We start from the raw sequence: 21436 nt of genomic DNA on the forward strand, positions 1-21436 counted from the left end.
AAGATAGCGGGCAAAGCATAAAAATTCGGACTTAAGCCCCTTTCGGCATCGCCAGGGCGGTCCACGCTCCCAGCGGATTCGAAGAAAGCACCCAGCCGGTCACCATGGCTGTGGGGTTCCTTCGAGTCCATGACGAATCACCGCACTCGCGCTCGAGCCGCAGCGGCAGCGGGGCTGCTCGGCCTCAGCACCCTGCTGCTGTCCGCCTGCGGCTCCAGCTCCTCGGGGGCGACGGCTGCAGGCTCCACCCCGTCCTCGTCCGCGTCCGGACGCGGCGCGGCGATGCAGGCCTACCGCACCTGCCTCAGCCAGCACGGCGTGAACCTGCCGACCGGCCGCCCCAGCGGCCGCCCGAGCGGTGGCTTCGGCGGCGGCAACGGCGGCGGGGGCAACGGCGGCGGCGGTTACGGCGGCGGCTTCGGCGGTGGCGGCGGCTTCGGCGGAGCCTCGCCCAACCCCACCATGCAGGCCGCGATGCAGGCCTGCTCCTCGCTCCGCCCCACAGGCGGCTTCGGCGGCGGCCGCGGCGGCTTCAACTCCACCGCGATGGCCGCGTTCACCAGCTGCCTGAAGGACCACGGGGTCACCCTCCCGACCAAGGGCGGCCTGCGCGCGCTCAACACGGCCGACGCGAAGACGGCCACGGCCTACAACACCTGCAAGCCGCTCCTCCCGACCCGCTCCCCGGGCGCGTCGCCCTCGGCGTCCCCGACCGCGTAACCCGACCCCGGGCGCTTGATTCGCTCCCACAGCAGGCTGCACCACCCAAGCTGCACTACCTAGGGGCGCGGGGAACTGCGCGAGCAACCACCCACCGTGGATGGCCCTGCTCGCCCGGCGACTGACCACACAGTGGCTTGTCGCGCAGTTCCCCGCGCCCCTGATGTGCGCGCGGCTACAGCGACTTGCGGAAGACTTCCGCCGTCTGCAGGAAGAGGTCGTTCGCCTCGGTCTCGCCGATCGTGATGCGCGCGCCCTCGCCGGCGAAGGGACGGACGACCACGCCCGCCGACTCGCAGGCCGCCGCGAAGTCCGTCGTCCGCTCGCCCAGCCGCAGCCAGACGAAGTTCGCCTGCGTCGTCGCCACCGTCCAGCCCTGGGCGACCAGCGCCGCGACGACCCGCTCGCGCTCCGCGACCAGCGCGGAGACCCGCTCCAGCAGCGCCTCCTCCGACCGCAGGGAGGCGATCGCCGCGTCCTGCGCGAGCTGGCTGACGCCGAAGGGGACCGCCGTCTGCCGCAGCGCCTGCGCGACCGGCTCGTGCGCGATGGCGAAGCCGACCCGCAGGCCGGCCAGGCCGTAGGCCTTGGAGAAGGTGCGCAGCACGCAGACGTTCGGGCGGTCGCGGTAGATCTCGACGCCGTCCGGGACCTCCTCGTCGCGGACGAACTCGTTGTACGCCTCGTCCAGCACCACGAGGACGTCGCTCGGCACCGCGTCGAGGAAGCGCTCCAGCTCCGCGCGGTGGACCACCGTGCCGGTGGGGTTGTTCGGGTTGCAGACGAAGATCAGGCGGGTCCGCGGCGTGACCGCGGCGAGCATCGCGTCCAGGTCGTGGGTCTCGTCCGCCTTCAGCGGGACGCGCACGGACGTGGCGCCGCTGATCTGGGTGATGATCGGGTACGCCTCGAAGGAGCGCCAGGCGAAGATCACCTCGTCGCCCGGACCGGAGGTCGCCTGGAGCAGCGACTGCGCGACGCCCACCGAGCCGGTGCCGGTGGCGACATGCGCCTCCGGCACGCCGAAACGCTGCGCCAGCTCGGCGATGAGCGCCGCGCACGCCATGTCGGGGTAGCGGTTGAAGCTCCCCGCGGCGGCGGTCGCCGCCTCCAGGACGCCCGGGAGCGGCGGGTAGGGGTTCTCGTTGGAGGAGAGCTTGAAGGCGGGGGCGCCGTCGGCGCCCTGGGCCGGCTTTCCGGGCTTGTAGGCGGGGATGCCCTTGAGGGCCTCGCGCAGGCGCGGGCCGTTCGCGCCAGGGGTGGTTTCGCTGCTCACCGTGGTCGTCCTCCAGAGAATCGCGACGCCGTCGCGCCCCGCAGGATCCCTGCTCGGGCGGCTCCGTCGCCGTAACCGGTCGAGATCACCATACGAGCCGATCGCGTGAACCTCACCCGTGCGAGTGACATGTGCCGATACGCGCCCGCGAAGACTCGGTGGGCGACAGCGTGAGTGCGTGACCAAAACGCAGGCGATCGGGGGCGAAACGGTCGTTGGTGCAAGGAGAAAAGGCGCGAATGTTCATGGAGAAACGTATCTCCGACGTCTGTGATCTTTCCGGACAGACCATCCCCTTCTGACAGTTCCGCGCCATACGATCGGCCAGACATGACAGCAGCAGCGAATCACCACGGCCGGCGGACCACCACCCGCACCCGCCGCCTGGAGCGTGCCGGGATCAGGGACGTGGCGGCCGCCGCCGGGGTCTCGATCACCACGGTCTCCGACGCGCTCAACGGCAAGGGCCGGCTGCCCGACGAGACCCGCACCAAGGTGCGCGAGGTCGCCGAACGGCTGGGCTACCGGCCCTCCGCCGCCGCGCGCACCCTGCGCACCGGCCGTTCCGGACTCATCGGCCTGACGGTCACGACCTACGGCCAGGAGCCCTTCACCTTCACGGAGTTCGCCTACTTCGCGGAGATGGCGCGCGCCGCGACCTCGGCCGCGCTCAACCGCGGCTACGCGCTGGTCGTGCTGCCGGCCTCGTCCCGTCACGACGTGTGGAGCAACGTCGCGCTGGACGGCACGGTGGTGATCGACCCGTCCGACCACGACCCGATGGTGGCCGACCTGTACCGGCAGGGCCTGCCGGTCGTCAGCGACGGCAAGCCGGGCAACTGCCCCGTCACGGCCTGGGTCGACAACGACCACCACGCCGCCGTCCTCGGCATCCTGGACCACCTGGCCCAGGCGGGAGCCCGTCGGATCGGGCTGCTGACGGGCACCAGCACGGACACCTACACCCGGCTCAGCACCGAGGCCTACCTCGGCTGGTGCCGGTCCGTGGGCCAGGAGCCGCTGTACGAGGCGTACCCCGCGCACGACCCGTGCGCGGGCGCCGTCGCCGCCGACCGGCTGCTGGCCCGGCCCGACCGGCCGGACGCCGTCTACGGCCTCTTCGACCCGAACGGCACCGACCTGCTCGCCGCCGCGCGCCGCTACCACCTGCGCGTCCCCGACGACCTGCTGCTGGTCTGCTGCAGCGAGAGCGACGTCTACGCCGCCACCGAACCGCCGATCACGACGCTCTCGCTCAAACCCCGCCGGATCGGCACCACCGTGGTGAACCTGCTGATCGACGCGATCGAGGGCCACACCTCGGAGAACCCGTCCCCGACCGACGAGACGGCGACCGACCGACGCGTCTCGGGCCAGTTGATGCCGACGGAGCTGATCGTCCGGCGCTCCTCGCAGCGCCGTCCCCCGCGCACCACGGTGTCGGCTCCCCGGCCGCCCGGGGAGGAGTGAGGCGGGGGGATGCGGAGGGGGTCGCCGTGGGGGCGGTCGCGCGCGCTGCCACGGGAGTTGTGGCCACCGCTCCAGCCTGACCTGCCCTTTTTGCCCACTGTTGCTCCGCGTTGCCCCTTCGACCGATGAACGAATTCGCCGGGCTGATCCCTCCCAGGTGCGGACGCCGGGAAGGACGGCTTTATACGATGGGCGTCATGACACCCGTGGACCGTCCCGCCTGGCCTGACCAGCCGGACCCAGGCCCGCACGCCGCGCAGGCAGCGGACGGGTCCACGCAGTTCGACTTCTTCGCTCCTCCCGCGGCCACTCCCGCTGCTCCCGCAGTCCCGCCCGCGCCCATGCCTGCGCCCATGCCTGCGCCCGTGCCGCCCACGGCCCAGCAGCAGCCGGTCCAGCCCCTGCCGCCGATGCCGCAGGCCCAGCCGGTGCAGCAGGTGGCGCAGGTGCAGCCAAGCCAGCAGGTGCAGCACGTGCAGCCGATGCCGCAGGCGGGCGGTCCCCTCGGGTTCGGCGCACCGACCGTCCCGGCCAACCCGGGCGTCGCGCCGTCGATGCCCACCGTTCCGCCGCAGGACCCGCCGACGCTGGAGCTGGGGGCGCCCATCGTCGAGCAGCCGGCCGTCCCCGGGCCCGCCCCGGCGCCCGCGCTCGACTCGCTGCCCGGCGGCCCGGACAGCCCGCTCTACGTGATCGGCGACGTCCACGGGTATCTGCAGGACCTGCTGGACGGCCTGCACGAGCAGGGCCTGATCGACGCCGAGGGCCACTGGAGCGCCGGCCGCGCCCGGATGTGGTTCCTCGGGGACTTCACCGACCGGGGCCCCGACGGGATCGGCGTGATCGACCTGGTGATGCGCCTGGCCGCCGAGGCGGCCGCGGACGGCGGCTACTGCCGCGCCCTGATGGGCAATCACGAACTGCTGCTGCTCGGCGCCGACCGCTATGGCGAGGAGCCCGTCCACTCCGCCGCCGGCACCGCCTCCTTCCTCGCGGCGTGGCGGCTCAACGGCGGTCAGCCGCACGACATGGAGCGTCTGGAGGACCACCACGTCGCCTGGCTCTCCCGACTCCCGGCGATGACGGTCGAGGACGACCACCTGCTGGTCCACTCGGACACCACCGCCTACCTGGAGTACGGCGACTCGGTGGACGCAGTCAACGACGCGATCCGCGAGGTGCTCAACCAGGGTGACCCGGACGAGTGGTGGGACTGCTTCCGGCGGATGACCAAGCGCTTCGCCTTCCGCGGCGAGTCCGGCCCGGAGGCGGCGCGCGAGCTGCTGGCGGCCTTCGGCGGCCACCGGATCGTCCACGGCCACAGCCCCATCCCCTACCTGCTCGGCGAGGCCCCCACCGAGGACGGCCACTCCGGCGTCCACGTCACCGGCCCGCACGTCTACGCGGACGACCTGGCGGTGGCCATGGACGGCGGCGTCACCATGGAGGGCGAGGGCAAGCTGCTCATCGCCCGCCTCCCGCTGGCCTGAGCGCCCCGGTCGCTCCCCTCGACCGCCCCAGCCGCCCTGGTCGCCCGGGTCACCCTGGTCGCGGCCGGGTTGCTTCGGGCAATTGCCAGAAGCAACGCGGGCCACTCCTGACGCGGAAATTCGCGAAACCGACTGTCGATCTGTCAGCCCTCGCCCCTAGCATGTCCGTTAACAGCCCATAACCCCCGGCTGAGCCATGAACGGCCGTCACTTCCACGGGGGGAGCAGAACCATGGACATCGCCTCGCCGCTCATGGCCGAGGACAAGCCCGACTACGTGCGGATCCTGGACGAGGCCCTGCAGGCACCGCACATCCGGGACGCGGTGCGCGCCACCCGTGGCGCCATCACGACCCAGCAGCTGCACGACCGCGCCATGCGCGAGCTGAGCGAGGTCTCGGCCCAGGCCGCGCCCGAGTACGCCCACCTGCTCGCGCTGCGCGAGCAGGTCGCGCAGGTCGGCACGGGTCCCGACACGGACCGTCTCGGCAGCACGGACCCGGCGCAGTGGGTCGAGCCCGGCACTCCGCTGGACGCCGGCCGTCGCGCGGGCCTCGGCCCGATGGCCGCCGTGCTCGCCCCGGTCCTCGCCTGGACCAGCGCCCTCGCCCTGTGGCTCATCGGCCTCGCCGTCCGGGCCGGTTCGCCCTCGCTCGCCCTCGGCCACCAGCTCTTCACCGCGGCAGGCGCGCTGGCAGCGGTCGGCGCGGCGGCGCTGGGCGTCGCGACGGTCGCCCTCGTGCTCACCGCCAAGCGCGACGCGGCCGTCGAGCCCGACCTCCCCCAGCCGGAGCTGGCCGCGGAGGTCGCCAAGGCCCGCGAGGTCTGGCGCGCGGCGCTGCGCAGCCGCGGCGTCCTGCCCTTCCTCGAAGCCGAGCTCGCCAACCGCGCCGCGGCGATAGCCACGGAGGCCGCGCAGCGCCACACCCGCGTCGACCTCGTCCGCCACAGTCCCAAGCTCGGTTTCACCAGCCCGGGCTTCACCAGCCCGGGGGTGGAGGGCATCACCGACGGCCACGGCCAGGAGAAGCCCGAGGTGGAGCGTGAGGAGGAGGTCTACTTCACCTCGCCCGGCTTCTCCTCCCCCGACTTCACCAGCCCGGGCCCCGCGGGCCGTTTCCTCCCGAACGCGGACGACTAGCGAACGCGGACGACCAGCCCGCGACCGCGACCGCGAGCAAGGTCAGGGCGGAGCGGGGCAGGGCGGAGCCGATGGCGCGGCTCCGCCCCGACGGGTCAGCGGCCGAGCTCGGCGGCGACCAGCTCGGCGATCTGCACCGCGTTCAGCGCGGCGCCCTTGCGGAGGTTGTCGTTGGAGACGAACAGCGCGAGGCCGTTGTCGACGGTCTCGTCGTTGCGGATCCGGCCCACGTAGGCGGGGTCCTTGCCCGCCGCCTCCAGCGGGGTCGGCACCTCGGAGACGACGACACCCGGCGCGTCCGCCAGCAGCTCGTACGCGCGCGCGGGCGAGATCGGCCGCGCGAACCGGGCGTTGATCTGCAGGCTGTGACCGGTGAAGACGGGAACGCGCACACAGGTGCCGGAGACCCGGAGTCCGGGGATCTCGAGGATCTTCCGGCTCTCCTTGCGGAGCTTCTGCTCCTCGTCGGTCTCGTTGGAGCCGTCGTCCTGCACGGAGCCGGCCAGCGGCAGCACGTTGAAGGCGATGGGCTTGGAGAACTTCTGCGGCTCGGGGTACTCGACCGCCTCGCCGTCGAAGGCCAGCTGGTCCGCGGCCTCGGCGACCTTGCACGCCTGCTCGTACAGCTCGGCCACGCCGGCGAGCCCGCCGCCCGACACGGCCTGGTAGGTGGCGACGACGAGCGCCTCCAGCCCGGCCTCCTGGTGCAGCGGCTTGAGCACCGGCATCGCGGCCATCGTGGTGCAGTTCGGGTTGGCGATGATGCCCTTCGGGCGGCTCGCGATCGCGTGCGGGTTGACCTCGGAGACCACCAGCGGGACCTCCGGGTCGCCACGCCAGGCCGAAGAGTTGTCGATCACGACAGCCCCGGACGCGGCGACCTTCTCCGCCAGCGCCTTGGACGTCGAGCCGCCCGCCGAGAAGAGCACGATGTCGAGCCCGCTCCAGTCCGCCGTGGCGGCGTCCTCGACGACGACCTCGCCCCCCTGCCAGGGCAGCGTGGACCCGGCCGAGCGCGCCGACGCGAAGAGCCGGAGCTCCGTCACCGGGAAGTCGCGCTCCTCCAGAATCCGGCGCATGACGCCGCCGACCTGACCAGTGGCACCCACGATTCCAATCCTCATGCCCCTACAGTAAGCGCCCGCACCGGGAAAGCGAGCGGTTATCCAACCGCCGGACACCCGCGGGCACCGGCGCTGAGCAGCGCAAACGGGAATCCTTCCGGTGCCGCCGGGGGAGCGGCGGGAAGCCCTGCGGACCGGCTGCCCCCGCTCTGCCGGAAATTCTCCGCAGCCGCGACGAACAGAAGGAGAGCGGAGGAGGAGCCGCGGAAAGTGCCACGGAAGAGCTGCGGAAGAGCTGCGGACAAATCGCCCGACTGCGGCACCAAGGTCGGCATTCGCGCGAAAAGATCGCATATCGCGGTCGCCAACTCGGTGGCGGAAAACCCCTGTTAACATCGGCCGGTTCTCATCTCGCCCGCTGATTCAACGGAGTCCCACGTGCGGCGACTGTCTGCTCTTCTCGCGACCACCGGAGTACTGGCCCCGCTCGTCGTCGCGGCCTCCACCCTGCCCGCCGCCGCGAGCGGCCCCTCGGTGACGGTCCACATGACCGGCCGGACCGGGGCCCACGCCAGCGGCCAGGTCCGGGCGGAGAACATCTCCACCTTCATGATCTACTCCGGCACCGCCGACCATGCCATCTCCCTGCCCAAGGGCCAGTACGCGGTCATCGGCGACGTGCAGGAGAACGCGACCACGACCATCGGCGCCTCGGTCGTCACCATCGCGGGCGCCAGCACCGTCTCCCTGGACGCCCGCCACGGCAAGGCCGTCAACGTCGGGCTCGACCTGCCGAACGCCGGTTCCTACACGCGCTATGTCGACGCGACCGTCTGCGGCGGTCAGCAGTCGATGGGCATCGAGGCCTCGGGCGCTCCCGGCTCCGTCTTCGTGATCCCCAACGCGTCCTCGCTGCTGCACTTCGCCTACCTCGGCGGGTGGCAGTCCCCTTCGTCCAACTACGTCGTCACCGGCCGGACCGGGAGCGGGGTCCCGAGCACCCCCGGCGGCTCCTTCCACCGCTCCGGGCTGGCCCGACTCGACATCACCGCCCGCACCGGGACGGACGACGAGACCGACGGCCAGCTCACCCTCCAGCCGCAGGCGCCCAACAACGCCTGCGGAAGCGGGATGTGGGGCACGCTCGGTGAATTCTCGCTGCCGACCGCGACCACGGCCTACGTCTCCCCCGGCACCTGGGGTCCGCGGCTCGACGCGAGCGACGGCCTGGGCGAGATGGCCGCAGACCGGTCGCTGCTGGCGGGTCGCCACTACTACCAGAGCTTCGGCAACGCGGTGTGGAGTCCCCGGAGCGCCATGCCGGTGACCTGGGAGCACAAGATCTCCATCCAGGCCGGTTCGCTGCTCCAGGACCCGACCCCCGGGGTCACCTCCTTCTGGGCCAGCAAGGGCACCGCCCGGCTGAGCCAGGGCGGCAAGGTCCTGCACCAGGCGACCGTCACCGACTACGGCTCCTACAGCACCTTCGACACCGCCGTGCGCTCCGCGGGCTGGTACGACCTCAGCGTGACCGCCAACCGCTACCACCCCGGCCTGGCGACCCCGAACCTGTCCACGGCGGCCAGCCTGACGTTCCACTTCTGGGCCAACCCCGCGGTCCAGCAACTGGCTCCGGTGTACCTCACCCGCTTCCTGCCGACCGGCCTGAACGGCGCCAACCAGGCCGCCCCGGGCAGCACCACCACGGTCAACCTGGCTCTCGACCGGCCCGACACCGATCCGGCCGACATCGCCGCGCCGTCCGACCCGGCCACCTCGGTCAAGGTCTGGGCCTCGACCAACGGCGGCATCAGCTGGCAGGCCGTCACGGTCAAGCACGTCAACGGCAACTGGACCGCCTACGTGCCCAACCCGGCGTCCGGCGCGGTCTCGCTGCGCTCGCAGGTCAACGACGCCCACGGCGACTACGCGATCGAGTCGATCTACCGCGCCTACGCGATCGGCTGACCGACACCCGACTGCGCTTCTCCGCTTCACGAACAGCCCGGCTCCGCCACGGAGTCGGGCTGTTCGGTTTCCCACTCCCTTTTCCTCTTGGGGGCGCCGATGCGCGTCACGGTGTCCGGACAGGGTCCTGCCCACCGGACGCCGTGCGGGCCGCCCGGACCACGCGCGTCTGCCGCCACAGCGCGAGCAGCAGCAGCGGCAGGCCGACGCAGTGGTACGCCACGTCGACGGCCGTCCCGCCGGTCACGGTGAGGGAGAGCCCGAGGACGAAGCCGGCGACGGCGAAGACCAGCGCGCCGAGCGCGAAGCCGCGGGCGCCGTCCGGCTCCCGGCGCAGCCGGTCGGCGGCGATCAGCAGGACCAGCGCGATGACGCCCTCGGCCGTGCCCGCCGCGTCCGGGTCGTAGGGCGGCGAGCCGCCCGAGATCACGTGGGTGAGATGCAGCACGGACATCACCAGCAGCGAGAGCCCGACTCCGGCCGCCACCCGGGTGACCACGGGGTCGCCCTGGATCCGCCCGGCGGGCGCCGTCGGTGCCGTGCTCCGGAAAGTTCCTGTGTCCGTGCCGCCAGGCTGCCGCGTGACGCCCCGGAGCACGTCCCCCGAGGGGAGACACCCGGCCTACACCGGCGGAAGCACCCATCTCCGCGGAGCAGCGCGGAGCAGCGCGGAGCAGCGCGGAGCAGCGCGGAGCAGCTTCGGAACGACGATCCGACTATCCACGCGTTCGGGCGTAACCGCCCGCACCGGACGCTCGTTGATCCGGGTGCGCGCAGGCAACCAGGGTGAGTCGACTTCGAACAGCGTGTGAATCTCAGAGCAGTCCGGGCAGCCCCCGGCGGGATGAGTCAGTGGCCGTATGCGACCTGCGCCCCTAACCGCTGGGTGGTGCGGTGCATCCCTTCATTCCTGCTCACGAGAGGCGGCACACCCATGCCACCTGACATCGCCCTGGTCGAGTCCCGCGCCCTGCGCGGGAGCGTCGTGCACCGCGTCGAGGCGCTCGACAAGGTCAAGATCCTCACCCTGCTGCCGGACGGCACCTACGTGACGACCCGCATGGTCGCCGAGTACTTCGAGGTCGCCGAGAGCACCATCAACAACCTCTCCCAGCGACACCGGGAGGAGCTCGAGGCCAACGGGTTCCGCGTCCTCAAGGGTGTGGAAAAGTCTCGATTCGTAAAACTCAACATGAGTTTCACGCAGGTCAGCGGCGGCGGCATCGCAATCTACGACCGCCGCGCCGTGCTCAACGTGGCGATGCTGCTGCGCGACAGCGACGTCGCCCGCCGGGTTCGCGCCCACCTTCTCGACGCCGAGGAGCGGGTTGTCCACAGCCCTGCCGACCGTCCACAGCCCCGGCCGTACGGCATGCCGCCCGGCCGTCGGCTCGGTCCCGGTCCACACTGGGACGAGTACGAGGTCACCTCGCGCGATCCCGACGCCGAGGCCTGGCGGCAGGTCATCGACCGCGAGGTCCCGCCGCCCGCGCCGTCCTCCGGCCTGGGCGAGGTGATCCCCGACGGTTGGGCCGAGAGCTTCGACCGCCGGCTCGACTCCTTCGGACGCGTCTGCACGGCGCTCAACGACAAGGTCGACGGCCTGGCTGAAGAGGTTCGCGACGTGCGCCAGGATGTCCGCTCCCTCCGGAGCGAGATCCGCCGCTCGCCCCGACGTTCGAGGCCCTGTAGTTCCTGACACCTGAGGGCCCACTCAGGAAGCCCTGCCCCCAAGGATCCGCCTCGGGGGCAGGGCTTCGTCGTACGCATCGAGGCGAGATCCAGCAGGGGCGACTCGTGGCTGCGACGCGGAGTCAGACTGCTGATCCATGTCGCGGTCGGAGCCGTCGAATGGAGGGGCTCTCATGGAATTCCCACCTGCCCGACACCTCGTTCTGACGGTTCAAATGGTTCATACCCCGGCATTCGCACGCGGGTCCCCAGCCGGTGTCGCACACCGGCCAGCGGCACCGTGACCTGCGCGGCTACTGTGTGGCCTGCGGCCAGCAAGGCCGCCTTTCCGAGGACCGCGCCCATGCGCGACCCGCTCTGCCACACCCGCGCTCCGGAGCCCCCATGACGTTCCGATCCCTCGCCGCACTGACCGTGCTCGCCGTGACGGCGGGACCCGCGCTGGTCGCGGCTCCCGCCGTCGCGGACACGACGTCCACGCCCCCAGCCCTCTATGTAGCCGGCTTCGGCAACTGCACCGACGGACCCACCCGCACGGCCGGCCAGCCGTACTGCACCGTCCAGGCCGCCGTCGACGCCGCGCAGCCCGGACAGAGCGTGCTCATCTCCCCGTCCTTCACCGCCCAGGGCCCCGTGACCGTGACGCACTCCGGTGCGCCCGGCGCGCCGATCACCATCTCCGTGATGGGCCCGGCCTACAACCACGCCACCGTCAAGAGCACGGGCGGCCAGCCGGCGTTCACCTTCAGCGGCGTCCACGACGTCGTCCTGAACAACGTGTGGGTGACCAGCGACGCGGACGCCGTGGCGATCGACGCCAGCTCTGACATCACGCTCCTCGACGACCACCTGATCGACAACGCCACACAGTCGACACCGGCCTCTGCCGCGGTCTCCGTCACCGGCAAGAGCAGTGTGATCTCGGTTTCCCGCAACACCCTCCACTCGATAGCCGGCGGCGCGGTGACCGTCGGCCCGGGGGCGAGTGGCGTCTCGGTCACCAGCAATCTGGTGCTGGGGGATGGTGCGAACGGCATCACGGCCACTGACGCCGGCAGCACCATGATCACAGGCAACACCGTGTACGGAGCCTGCCCCGACCAGATCCAACTCGCCGGCGCGTCCACGGACTCGGTCGTGGAGAACAACATCGTCACCTACCCCACGAGCGCGGCATCCTGTGCCATCCCCGGCGGGGACGGAGCCCGGGTCAGCGTCTCCGCGGGCTCGGCCACGGGCATCGTCCTGGACTACAACATCGTCAACCCGCTGAGCGGCCAGTCGCCCTACACCTGGGCCGGCACGACCCACGCCGACCCGGCGAGCCTGCGGGCCGCGGCCGGGCAGGGAGCGCACGACCTGTTGACCGACCCGCTCCTGGCGCCGGGCGGCACGCCACAGGAGGGCTCCCCGGCCATCGATTCCGGCGACTACCAGGCGAACGGCGCTACGGGCCTGGACCTGAACGGCAACTACCGGGTCGACGACCTGCTCGCCCCGAACACCGGCACCTCCCCGGGCTACCTCGACCGCGGCGCGATCGAACTGCAGGACCCCTACCGCCTCACCGGACTCACGGCCGACCGCACCAGCGGTGACTTCCCGCTGCCGGTGACCTTCGCTGCCACCGAGTCCAACCCGTGGGGCGCCTCGGCCAGCTACACCTGGAACTTCGGCGACGGGACCCCTCCGCTCACCACCTCGACCCCGACGACCACACACACATACGACACCGCCCCCGCCGCCGGCCAGAGCTACACAGCAACGGTCTCCGTAAAGACCGCTGACGGCATCTCCACCCCCTCGCAGCAGCTGACCGGCATCGTCCCGATCGACCCGGGCCCGCTCGCCCCGTCGTTCGACGTCACCCGTGTCGGCGACGCCTTCAGCCTCTCGATCCACGTCGACACCACGGCGTCGAAGGACCCGTTGCCGATCACCCGGCGGACCGTCTCCTTCGGTGACGGCACTCCGACCGTGGACATCACCGGGACCGGCGCCGCCGACCACACCTACGCGAAGGGGGGCGGCTACAACCTCACGCTGACCGAGACGGACACCGCCGGACGCACCATCGCCTACGGCGACTACATCGCGGTGGGCGAACTCGCCGTACCGCGCTTCGACCTGATGGCCCGCGACGGCAGTGGCGACCTGTGGCGGTACCAGGGCACTGGTCTGGCGAGCAGCCCCTACCACCCGCGCACCCTCGTCGGACCCGGTTGGAGCGGCTACAGCCTGTTGACCCTGCCTGCCGGATACAGCGCCGTGAACGGCGGCGTCATGTACGCCCGCGATACGACCGGCGAGCTGTGGCAGGTCAGCATCGGCACGTCCGCCACCCCGAGCACGTACCGCCTCCGCGTGGGCGGCGGCTGGAACACCTACAACACCATCGTCGGCGCCGGTGGCCTGGACCCGATCAGCCGCGTCCCCAACAACGGCCCGGTGAACGCGGACCTGGTCGCCCGCGACGCGAGCGGCGTGCTCTGGCTCTACCAGGGCACCGGCAACTCGAACGCGCTCTTCAAGCCCCGCGTCCGCATCGGCGGCGGCTGGAACACCTACAACACCATCGTGGGCGTCGGCGACATCACCAACGACGCCTGGAGTGACCTGGTCGCCCGCGACGCGAGCGGCGTGCTCTGGCTCTACCAGGGCACCGGCAACCCCAGCGCACCCTTCAAGCCCCGCGTCCGCATCGGCGGCGGCTGGAACACCTACAACACCATCGTCGGCGCCCGGGACCTCAACAACGACGGTCTGAGCGACCTCGTCGCGCGCGACGCGAGCGGCGTGCTCTGGCTCTACCAGGGCACCGGCAACCCCAGCGCACCCTTCAAGCCCCGCGTCCGCATCGGCGGCGGCTGGAACACCTACAACACCATCGAGGGCTGACCAGGGTTCCACCGGTGAGACTCCAGCTCCCTATGCCTTCCCGCCTCGCGCATCAGTGACGAGGAACGCCACGGGCCGGCCTGCACCCCGGTGCATGCCGGCCCGTCAGCGTTGCGGATCAGTCGACCACGGGCAGGTACACCTTGTGTCCGGACGCCGCGAACTCTTCGGACTTGGCCTTCATCCCGGCCACGACGCTCGCGTCGTCGCTGTTCAGTGCCTTGTCGTCGCCGGCGAACAGGTCCATGACGGTCTTGCTGATCTTCATCGAGCAGAACTTCGGACCGCACATGGAGCAGAAGTGCGCCGTCTTGGCCGGCGCCGCCGGGAGGGTCTCGTCGTGGAAGTCGCGCGCGGTCTCCGGGTCGAGGGCCAGGTTGAACTGGTCCTCCCAGCGGAACTCGAAGCGGGCGTCGGAGAGGGCGTCGTCCCAGGCCTGGGCCGAGGGGTGGCCCTTGGCGAGGTCCGCGGCGTGGGCGGCGATCTTGTAGGTGATCACGCCGGTCTTGACGTCGTCGCGGTTGGGCAGGCCCAGGTGCTCCTTGGGCGTGACGTAGCAGAGCATGGCCGTGCCCCACCAGGCGATCATCGCCGCGCCGATGCCCGAGGTGATGTGGTCGTAGCCGGGCGCCACGTCCGTGGTCAGCGGGCCCAGCGTGTAGAAGGGCGCCTCGTCGCAGATCTCCTTCTGGAGATCCATGTTCTCCTTGATCTTGTGCATCGGGACGTGGCCCGGGCCCTCGATCATCACCTGGACGTCGTGCGAGCGCGCGATCCGGCCCAGCTCACCCAGCGTCGTCAACTCGGCGAACTGCGCCTCGTCGTTCGCGTCCGCGATCGAACCCGGACGCAGGCCGTCGCCGAGCGAGTAGGTGACGTCGTAGGCGCGCAGGATCTCGCAGAGTTCCTCGAAGTGTGTGTAGAGGAAGTTCTCCTGATGGTGCGCCAGACACCAGGCCGCCATGATCGAGCCGCCGCGCGAGACGATGCCCGTCTTGCGGCGGGCCGTCAGCGGCACGTAGCGCAGCAGCACGCCGGCGTGGACGGTCATGTAGTCGACACCCTGCTCGCACTGCTCGATCACGGTGTCGCGGTAGACGTCCCAACTGAGCCCCTCCGCCCGGCCGTCGACCTTCTCCAGCGCCTGGTACAGCGGCACCGTGCCGATCGGGACGGGGGAGTTGCGCAGGATCCACTCGCGGGTGGTGTGGATGTTGCGGCCGGTGGAGAGGTCCATGACCGTGTCCGCGCCCCACCGCGTGGCCCACGACATCTTCTCCACCTCCTCCTCGATCGAGGAAGAGACCGCCGAGTTGCCGATATTGGCGTTGATCTTCACCAGGAACTTCGAGCCGATGATCATCGGCTCCGACTCCGGGTGGTTCACGTTCGCCGGCAGCACCGCCCGGCCCGCCGCGATCTCCTCGCGGACGATCGAAGGCGCCATTCCCTCCCGCAGCGCCACGAACTCCATCTCGGGCGTGACGATCCCCCGCCTCGCGTACGCGAGTTGGGTGACGGCCGTGCCGTCGCGGCCACGCCGCGGACGGCGTGGACGGCCGGGGAAGACCGCGTCGAGGTTGTCGAGTCCGGCGCCCACGACACCGCCGCGCGGAGCGGTGTGCTTGAGCCCGTCGTCCTCGGGACGCGGCTCGCGCCCGTGGTAGTCCTCGACGTCCCCGCGCTGGCTGATCCAGCCGTCGCGCAGCGGCGACAGGCCGCGGCGGACGTCCGGCTCGAAGGCGGGATCGGTGTACGGACCGGAGGTGTCGTACAGCGGCACGGTGCCACCCGTGCTCAACAGCACCTCGCGGTACGGGACGCGCAGATCGGGCCGGGAGCCCTGGTGGTACGCCTTGCGCCAGGCCGGGGTCGGGTAGCCGCCCTGGGTGCTGGAGGCCGCGCCGGCCTGCTCGGAGACAGACTTCTGCTGCGTGTCGTCATGCGTGGTCATCAGACCCACTACTCCCTACGCCGGCATTACCCGGTCAGGTTCCTGCGGTCGGCGCAGCGACGTCAGCGCCCTCTCAGCCCGGTGCTCCGAGCTCCCGCGTCTACAGATGAGATGGTGGACACGGTAGCGAGGAGTGGCGGAGCTTGGCCAGGGCTGTGTTGCACCCTGGACAGGCGGTACCGTTCGCGCGTGGCAGAGCACCACGTAGCGGAACCATCCCTTCCGCACCAGAGTCGGCAGCAGCACCTCCACGGACACGGCCACTCGCACGACCACGGCCCTGCGAGCCCCGCGTCCGCGAGACTGCGCGTGCTGCTGGCGGCGGTGCTGGTGCCGTTCGCGCTGGCGGTGCTGTCGGGGCTATGGCTGCTGTGGCCCGCGCCACTGTCCGCACACGCCCCGACCGGTACCGGATTCGACCAGATCACCGTCGGCGGGACCGTGACGGCCACCCGCTCCGTGCCCTGCGGCGGGCCCGGCCCGAGCAGCACGACCGGCTCGAACTCCGGGACCTGTACGGCCATCACGTTCCGGCTCACCAGCGGCAAGGACACCGGCCGCAGCGTCACGCAGACGCTCACGCCGGACCAGACCGCGGTCTACTCTGCGGGCGAGAAGATCGTCGTGGACTACTCGCCGAGTGCCCCTGCCGCGCTCCAGTACACCGTCGAGGACGCCGACCGCAGCTTTCCCGTCGCCCTGCTCGCGGGCGTCTTCGCCCTCGCCGTGGTGCTCGTCGGACGTCTGCGCGGCCTCGCCGCACTGGTCGCGCTGGCCATCAGCTTCCTGGTGCTGTCCTTCTTCGTCCTGCCGGCCATCCTCGGCGGCGAACCGCCCCTCGCCGTCGCCGTCGTGGGCGGCGGGCTGATCATGCTGCTGGCCCTCTACCTCTGCCACGGCTTCTCCGCCCGCACCTCCGTAGCAGTACTCGGCACGATGGCCTCGCTGGCCCTGATCGGCGCCCTCGGGCAGACCTTCATCGGCCTCGCCCGCCTCACCGGCAACACCTCCGACGAGACGGCGTTCGTCCACTCCCTCTTCCCCGGCATCCAACTGCCGGGCCTGCTGCTGGCCGGCGTCATCATCGGCTCGCTCGGCGTCCTCAACGACGTGACCGTCACCCAGTCGAGCAGCGTCTGGGAACTCCACGCCGCCAACCCGTCCCTCGGCGCCCGCGCGCTCTACCGGGCCGCGATCCGCATCGGTCGCGACCACATCGCCTCGACGGTCAACACCCTGGTCATGGCCTACGCGGGGGCGGCGCTGCCGCTGATGCTGCTCTTCTCGCTCTCGCACCGCGGGGCCTGGCAGGTGGCGACGAGCGAGATCGTCGCCGAGGAGGTGGTGCGCACCCTGGTCGGCAGCATCGGCCTGATCGCATCCGTCCCGCTGACAACCGCCCTCGCGGCCTTCGTCGCCTCCCGGGACGTGGCCGACGCCGAGGACCTTCCGGACGTTCCGGCACGAGGCCGGGCATCCCACCGCCGACGCCGTTGAACGAAGGGGCCGGCTGCCTTCTGCAGCCGGCCCCTTCGCCGTGACCCCGTGTCAGCCCGTGCCGGCTGACGTCAACTCTTGGATGCCTTCTTCACCAGGATCACGACCACCGCGCCCAGCGCGACCACGACGAGCAACTTGATGATCATGCCGAGCAGCCCGAAGACGATGCCGACCAGCGCCGACAGCACCCACCAGGCGATGATGATCACCGCGATCGGGACCACGATGTTCCGCACCCAACCGGGGAGCGCCTTCCACAGTTCACTCATGATGTCCGTCCTCCCCCTCGGGTGTCCTGGCTTACGTCTTCGATCGTACGGGTGCGAGAAGCCCCGACGAAGGGTTCCTGCCCCTGAGAAGACCCGGATAAGACCCTGATCAGGACAGTCGGGGGAACCCTCACAACGGGCCTTGGGGCTGGCCCTCGGATCAGCCCTCGGGGGGTGAGAAGACCACGAGGACCCGCAGGTCCTCGCTGATGTGGTGGAAGCGGTGCGGCACCCCGGCCGGGACGAAGACGACGCAGCCCCGGGCCACCATGGCCGTCTCCTCGCCCACCGTGATCGACCCGCGACCGCTCACCACGAGGTAGAGCTCGTCCTGCGCGTGTGAACCCTGGGTGTCCAGTTCCCCGGCGTTGAGTGCGTACAGGCCCGCGGACATGCTGTGTTCCCGCAGAAAGCGCAGGTACGCGCCCTCGTTGGCGGACCGCTCGGCGTCGAGGTCGTCCATCCGGAAGAGCTTCATGTGGGCCATTCAACCAGCCTTCGGTACTACCGCTGGCGGTCACCGGCTGCGACGATCACGGCATGACGAAGTTCGTACTCAAGACCCTGATCAATGCCGCAGCCATCGGTGTGGCGGCCTGGCTCATCAAAGGCATCGACCTGACCGCGAGCGACTGGCAGCACAAGGCACTGACCCTGGTGCTCGTCGCCCTGGTCTTCGGCGTGGTGAACTTCTTCGTCAAGCCGCTGGTCAAGCTGTTCTCGCTGCCGCTGTTCATCCTCACCCTGGGCCTGATCACCTTCGTGATCAACGCGCTGATGCTGTGGCTGACCTCCTGGGCCTCGGGCAGGCTCAGCCTGGACTTCCACGTGGAGGGCTTCCTGCCGGCGCTGCTGGGCTCGCTGCTCATCAGCATCGTGGCCTGGGCACTGCACCTGGTCGTCCGCGACGAGGACTGACGACGACGGCAAGCGGACGGACGGCAGGCCGAGGGCGGGCCGAGGCGACCGGAGCGGCCGATGCGGCCGAAGTCAACGGCCCAGAATGGCTTCCAGCTCACGGTCGAGATCGGCGGTCGTGTGCTCCTGGCCCATCGGGAGCGCACGATCGGTCCGGCCGAGGAAGGAGATCAACGGCACGGCGGGGGAGCGCAGCACCGCCGCGCCCTCCGTGGACCGCAGCTCGATGCACACGTCCATGAAGTCCTCGTCCAGACCCGCGACGGGCCAGACCCGTACGTCGCCCTCCCCACTGGGACGGGTGATCCCGTCCAGCAGCAGCTCCCGGCCGAAGATCCAGCTGACCGGCGGGTCGCCGGGCAGGTGGAAGGTGAGGCGGATCGCCAGCGGGTCGCCCGGGTCGTAGGCGAGCTCCACACCGGTGTCGAAGGCCAGCTCGTCGGAGACCAGAAGGCTCATCACCAGATGGCCTTTGACCAGGCTCTGCATCTTCATTGCGGTACCTCTCGATCCCCGTCGTCAGTTCGGTACTGCGTGTGTGCGCGACCATCGTCGCTTTTGTCCGCTCTCGGCCCCAAGAGCGAAGTTTTCAAATGCTGAACCTGAGCCGTTCCAGCACCGATCCGACCCGCGCCGCCAGCCGGTCCGCCGCCGCGGGGAGCCGATGGGCCTGGGCGACCGGCAGGGACAGCGCGACCGTGCACACGGCCGTGCCGATCACGATCGGGACTGCCGCGCAGACGACGCCCGGCATGTACTCCTGGTGCTCCAGCACGGGCCGGCCGTGCTGACGGCCCTCCAGGCGGCGCAGCAGCACGTTCTGGTCGGTCACCGTGCGCCGCGTCAGCGACTGCGGGCGGTGGCGCGAGAGGTAGTCAAGGCGCCCCTCCCGGTCGAGCTGGCCGAGCAGGCACTGTCCGATGGCGTGCGCGTGACCGGTGGCCCGGAAGTCGGCCCACTCCTCCACGGCCTCCATGCCCGGCGCCCCGCAGACCTCGACCACGTCCAGTTCGCCGTCCCGGTAGGTGGCGAAGTAGGTCGCGGCGCCCAGTTCGTCGCGCAGCAGCGCGAGCGCGGCGGCGATCGCCGCGCGCCCCTCGCGCACCTCGCGGTGGCGTCCGAGTTCGCCGACCGCCTCGCCGTAGACGTACGCGCCGTCGACGCGCTGCAGGTATCCCTCGTGGGTGAGCGTGCGCAGCAGGTGGTAGGTGGTGCCGAGCGGCAGCCCGGCCTGGCGGGCGAGCTGCTTGGCGGTCGCGCCCGTACGGTGCGCGCCGACGGCCTCGAGCAGCCGCAGAGCCCGCTGGACCGACCCGATCAACGTCGGCGCGGCCTTCTCCGTGGCCATCTCAACTCCCTGGGCATATGCCATATGGACGCAACTCCTCCACATCATGCCCACTGAAAGGACGGGATGTCTGCCTCTCCGGTGTACTCCTCACCGGGGCTTCCGGCGGGATCGCGCCACGGCGTGTTGCCGCATCGGGTTTCACTCCACGCCCCCCGCGGCACACTCCCAACGTGGTGGCACAACCCGCGACACGCACAGCAGCCCGACACGCCCCGCGTCCGGTGGTCAAGCGCACGGCGCGCGCGATCCTGCTGGACGACGGCCCCGACGGGCTCGAACTCATCATGATCAAACGGACCAAGCCCGGCCGTCCGCCGTACTGGATCACCCCCGGCGGCGGCATGGAGCCGAGCGACGCCACCGTCGTCGACGCGCTCCACCGCGAGCTCTCCGAGGAGCTCGGCGGCAAGGCGACGGACATCGTCCCCGCTTTCGTCGACACGGTCTCCCACACCCACCACGAGGACGGCACCGAACTGCACCCGCACGGGGTGAAGGTGCAGCACTTCTTCGTGTGCAGACTCAGCTCGATGGACCTCTCCCGTCGGCACGGCCCCGAAGTGGACGCGCCGGTGGGCGAGTACGAGGTGGTCCGCCTCCCGTTCACCCGCGAAGGAGTGACCGCGGTGAACGTCGTTCCCCCGTCGCTGCGCGCCTACCTCGCAGCCAACATCGAGGGCGTCCGGGAACTGCTCGCCGACGATCTCGGCGTGCGGTAGGCCCCGCCCGGGACAGAGTCCGGGACAAGGTCCGGGGATGGGTCCGGGGCTACATCTGCCCCTCCTCCAGGTCGTACAGGATGTGCTCCGTCGGCACGCCCGCGTCGAGCAGCACCGCGCGGGTGCGCCGGATCATCGCCGACGGCCCGCTCAGGCACGCGTTGTAGCCGTCCCAGGGACCGCTCCGGGCGATGACCTCGGAGAGCGCGCCGCGCTCCGTGCCCGGGACGGGCCGCATGCCCGGGGAGGGTTCCGCGACCGCGCTGTGGACCGAGAGCCACGGCAGACGCCGGTCCAGCTCCCGCAGCGCCGTGAGCGCGTACAGCTCCTCCGCACGCCGCGCGCCGTAGTGGAGTTCGACGGTACGGCGCGCACCCGACAGGGCCAGCTCCTCGACGATCGCCAGCAACGGCGCGACGCCCGTACCGCCGCCGACCAGCAGCAGCGGGTCGCGCTCGTGCGGGTCCACGACCATCCGGCCCTGCGGCGGACCGAGCCGGACGATGTCGCCCGGCTGCGCCCGGTGCACCAGCGCGTTGCTGACCCAGCCCGCCGGCACGGCCTTCACGTGCAGCCGCAGAAGCCCGTCCGCACCCGGCCGGGCGGCCGGTACGGACGAGGGCGTGGCGAGGGAGTAGTTGCGCCAGACCCGCGGCCACCACGGCACCTCGATGCTCGCGTACTGACCGGCCCGGTAGGGGTACGGGTGGTCCGTCCGCAGCGTCACCACCGCGATGTCGCGGGTGACCGGCTCGACCGACTGCACCTCCCCCTGCCACCAGGCGGGCGAGGTCTGCGCGTCGCTCGCCGCCGCGGCCATCATGACCTGCGCGATCACGCCGAAGACCCGGCTCCACGCCTGCGCGGTCTCCTCGCTCCACTCCCGTCCGCAGTAACGTTCCAGCGCCGCGCACAGGGCCGCGCCCACCGGGGCGTAGTGCTCGTCCCGGACGCCGTAGCGGCGGTGGCCGCGCGCCAGCTTCTCCAGGTACGCGACCAGCGCGGG

The 21436-nt window shown here is 71.1% G+C and carries 19 protein-coding genes and 1 riboswitch; of the genes, 10 read left to right on the forward strand and 9 right to left on the reverse strand.

Annotation, left to right across the window (positions count from 1 at the left end):
• Positions 1 to 129 precede the first annotated feature (129 nt).
• On the forward strand, positions 130 to 720 hold the full coding sequence (locus TR50_RS48465) for a hypothetical protein (protein WP_042415780.1): 591 nt from the start codon (positions 130 to 132) through the stop codon (positions 718 to 720).
• Between the two features lie 175 nt (positions 721 to 895).
• On the opposite strand, the gene hisC is transcribed toward TR50_RS48465, so the two are convergent.
• On the reverse strand, positions 896 to 1996 hold the full coding sequence (gene hisC, locus TR50_RS06495; RefSeq protein ID WP_042415782.1) for a histidinol-phosphate transaminase: 1101 nt from the start codon (positions 1994 to 1996) through the stop codon (positions 896 to 898).
• Between the two features lie 330 nt (positions 1997 to 2326).
• On the opposite strand from hisC, the gene TR50_RS06500 reads away from it, so the two are divergent.
• The 3 genes from TR50_RS06500 to TR50_RS06510 all read left to right on the forward strand — a co-directional run bounded on the left by TR50_RS06500 (position 2327) and on the right by TR50_RS06510 (position 6097).
• On the forward strand, positions 2327 to 3466 hold the full coding sequence (locus TR50_RS06500) for a LacI family DNA-binding transcriptional regulator (RefSeq protein ID WP_084699810.1): 1140 nt from the start codon (positions 2327 to 2329) through the stop codon (positions 3464 to 3466).
• 353 nt (positions 3467 to 3819) lie between these two features.
• Positions 3820 to 4956, forward strand: coding sequence for a metallophosphoesterase family protein (locus TR50_RS06505; RefSeq protein WP_369405700.1), 1137 nt, complete (start codon positions 3820 to 3822; stop codon positions 4954 to 4956).
• Positions 4957 to 5188: 232 nt separating this feature from the next.
• On the forward strand, positions 5189 to 6097 hold the full coding sequence (locus TR50_RS06510; RefSeq protein WP_052440795.1) for a hypothetical protein: 909 nt from the start codon (positions 5189 to 5191) through the stop codon (positions 6095 to 6097).
• Positions 6098 to 6192: 95 nt separating this feature from the next.
• Here TR50_RS06510 and TR50_RS06515 read toward each other — a convergent pair whose 3' ends face one another.
• On the reverse strand, positions 6193 to 7221 hold the full coding sequence (locus tag TR50_RS06515) for an aspartate-semialdehyde dehydrogenase (RefSeq protein ID WP_042415790.1): 1029 nt from the start codon (positions 7219 to 7221) through the stop codon (positions 6193 to 6195).
• Between the two features lie 378 nt (positions 7222 to 7599).
• Here TR50_RS06515 and TR50_RS06520 point away from each other — a divergent pair, with 378 nt between their 5' ends.
• Positions 7600 to 9129 carry a hypothetical protein gene (locus tag TR50_RS06520; RefSeq protein ID WP_042415793.1) on the forward strand — a complete coding sequence of 510 codons (1530 nt, stop codon included), beginning with the start codon at positions 7600 to 7602 and terminating at the stop codon, positions 9127 to 9129.
• A 106-nt stretch (positions 9130 to 9235) separates the two neighbouring features.
• Here the strand turns inward: TR50_RS06520 and TR50_RS06525 are convergent, their stop codons facing one another.
• Positions 9236 to 9628, reverse strand: coding sequence for a hypothetical protein (locus TR50_RS06525; protein WP_042415798.1), 393 nt, complete (start codon positions 9626 to 9628; stop codon positions 9236 to 9238).
• Positions 9629 to 10063: 435 nt separating this feature from the next.
• Here TR50_RS06525 and TR50_RS06530 point away from each other — a divergent pair, with 435 nt between their 5' ends.
• Positions 10064 to 10828: a hypothetical protein gene (locus TR50_RS06530; protein ID WP_042415801.1), complete on the forward strand. Its 765-nt coding sequence runs from the start codon at positions 10064 to 10066 to the stop codon at positions 10826 to 10828.
• A gap of 377 nt (positions 10829 to 11205) precedes the next feature.
• Positions 11206 to 13719 (forward strand): PKD domain-containing protein, encoded by a 2514-nt coding sequence (locus tag TR50_RS06535; RefSeq protein ID WP_042415804.1) that lies wholly within the window; start codon positions 11206 to 11208, stop codon positions 13717 to 13719.
• 118 nt (positions 13720 to 13837) lie between these two features.
• Here TR50_RS06535 and thiC read toward each other — a convergent pair whose 3' ends face one another.
• Complete coding sequence (gene thiC / locus TR50_RS06540) at positions 13838 to 15673, reverse strand: phosphomethylpyrimidine synthase ThiC (RefSeq protein ID WP_042416220.1); 1836 nt, start codon at positions 15671 to 15673, stop codon at positions 13838 to 13840.
• Positions 15669 to 15781, reverse strand: a riboswitch (TPP riboswitch). It overlaps the preceding gene by 5 nt.
• Before the next feature lie 3 nt (positions 15782 to 15784).
• Here thiC and TR50_RS06545 point away from each other — a divergent pair.
• Positions 15785 to 17170 (forward strand): YibE/F family protein, encoded by a 1386-nt coding sequence (locus tag TR50_RS06545; protein ID WP_084699812.1) that lies wholly within the window; start codon positions 15785 to 15787, stop codon positions 17168 to 17170.
• A 71-nt stretch (positions 17171 to 17241) separates the two neighbouring features.
• Here TR50_RS06545 and TR50_RS06550 read toward each other — a convergent pair whose 3' ends face one another.
• On the reverse strand, positions 17242 to 17442 hold the full coding sequence (locus tag TR50_RS06550; protein WP_042415810.1) for a DUF5326 family protein: 201 nt from the start codon (positions 17440 to 17442) through the stop codon (positions 17242 to 17244).
• 160 nt (positions 17443 to 17602) lie between these two features.
• Complete coding sequence (locus TR50_RS06555; protein WP_042416222.1) at positions 17603 to 17920, reverse strand: cupin domain-containing protein; 318 nt, start codon at positions 17918 to 17920, stop codon at positions 17603 to 17605.
• Between the two features lie 62 nt (positions 17921 to 17982).
• Here TR50_RS06555 and TR50_RS06560 point away from each other — a divergent pair, with 62 nt between their 5' ends.
• Complete coding sequence (locus TR50_RS06560; protein ID WP_042415813.1) at positions 17983 to 18360, forward strand: phage holin family protein; 378 nt, start codon at positions 17983 to 17985, stop codon at positions 18358 to 18360.
• A gap of 72 nt (positions 18361 to 18432) precedes the next feature.
• On the opposite strand, the gene TR50_RS06565 is transcribed toward TR50_RS06560, so the two are convergent.
• Both TR50_RS06565 and TR50_RS06570 read right to left on the reverse strand, forming a co-directional pair.
• Positions 18433 to 18849, reverse strand: a complete 417-nt coding sequence (locus TR50_RS06565) for an SsgA family sporulation/cell division regulator (protein ID WP_042416227.1) — start codon at positions 18847 to 18849, stop codon at positions 18433 to 18435.
• 100 nt (positions 18850 to 18949) lie between these two features.
• On the reverse strand, positions 18950 to 19708 hold the full coding sequence (locus TR50_RS06570; RefSeq protein ID WP_052440796.1) for an IclR family transcriptional regulator: 759 nt from the start codon (positions 19706 to 19708) through the stop codon (positions 18950 to 18952).
• A 173-nt stretch (positions 19709 to 19881) separates the two neighbouring features.
• On the opposite strand from TR50_RS06570, the gene TR50_RS06575 reads away from it, so the two are divergent.
• Positions 19882 to 20430: an NUDIX domain-containing protein gene (locus TR50_RS06575; protein WP_236654298.1), complete on the forward strand. Its 549-nt coding sequence runs from the start codon at positions 19882 to 19884 to the stop codon at positions 20428 to 20430.
• 49 nt (positions 20431 to 20479) lie between these two features.
• Here the strand turns inward: TR50_RS06575 and TR50_RS06580 are convergent.
• On the reverse strand, positions 20480 to 21436 hold a 957-nt coding region (locus TR50_RS06580), incomplete at its 5' end, for a globin domain-containing protein (RefSeq protein WP_052440797.1).

Origin of the sequence: Streptacidiphilus anmyonensis, from assembly GCF_000787855.1 — a bacterium.
Lineage (GTDB): Bacteria > Actinomycetota > Actinomycetes > Streptomycetales > Streptomycetaceae > Streptacidiphilus > Streptacidiphilus anmyonensis.